1 protein-coding gene is annotated in these 1,014 nt (G+C 55.4%); it reads right to left on the reverse strand.

Annotation, left to right across the window (positions count from 1 at the left end):
• On the reverse strand, positions 1–1,014 hold a 1,014-nt coding region (locus tag OOT00_RS16005; RefSeq protein ID WP_265426424.1), incomplete at both ends, for a hypothetical protein.

Genomic DNA, 1,014 nt, shown 5'->3' on the forward strand with positions numbered 1-1,014 from the left:
TCCGTCCACTTCCTTCCAGAGCCTGCGGCCAAAGGGATCATAGCCATAAGAAGCGATAAGCCTGCCCGTTTCCGGCTCGCCAGCCCAGACCTCGCTCAGGCGGTCTTCGAGGTTATAGACATAGCTCGTAACAAGGCCTGCCGCAAACTTTCTGACCATGTTGCCGTTGGCATCGTACGCGTAGCTCACATCATCAAAGCCCGTCAGGGCGTTGTTGGCGTCATAGCGCCATTTGCCGTCCGTGATGTTCGAGCTTTTGCGATTGCCCACGGCGTCGTAGGCAAAACCTTCTTCTTTGACAGGCGTTGGATTGAGGGCCTCGGTGAGGCGATAAAGATCATCATAGCTGTAGGCATAGTCGCCGTGCTCGGTATTTTTTTCCTTCACATTACCCACCCGGTCAAAGCCGTAGCTCCTTTCAAGGCGGGTGTTGCCAGCGGGGTCCTTCACCTCCATGGCTTCAAGGCGCATGAGGGGATCATAGCTCTGGGTCTTTACCGTACCACCGGGAACGCTTGCCTTTGAGGGCCGGTTCCAGGTGAACTCATTTACCGTGAACATCCCGGCTCCGGGGATCACCACACCGGCAAGCTGATTGGTTTCATCATAAAGATAGCCCTGCGTCACGCCGTCCGGGCCGGTGTAGGATTTTTTGAGGCCGTTTTTGTAATAGGTGTAGGCCTGACTCACGGTGAACCCTGGAAGGCTTAAGACTTCTTCAAGCTTTCTGCCTGCGGCATCATAGGTGTAGGTGGCAAAGCTTTCGCCATCGTCATAGCCAGCAAGGCGGCCTGCCCCGTCATAGGAGAACGTGACCGTCTTTAGCGGTGAGGGACCTGCGTTTTCTCCAAAGTAGTGGATTTTTTCCAAACGCCCTGCATCGTCATATTCATAGCGGGTGCGCTGGTTTTTGGGATCGATGCGCTCAATCAGGCCGCCTGCGGCATCATAGGCGTAGCGAAGGTTCTGACCTCCGGGCCGGATCTCTTCCACCAGGCGGTTGTTCAGGTCATA

Source organism: Desulfobotulus pelophilus, from assembly GCF_026155325.1.
GTDB lineage: Bacteria > Desulfobacterota > Desulfobacteria > Desulfobacterales > ASO4-4 > Desulfobotulus > Desulfobotulus pelophilus.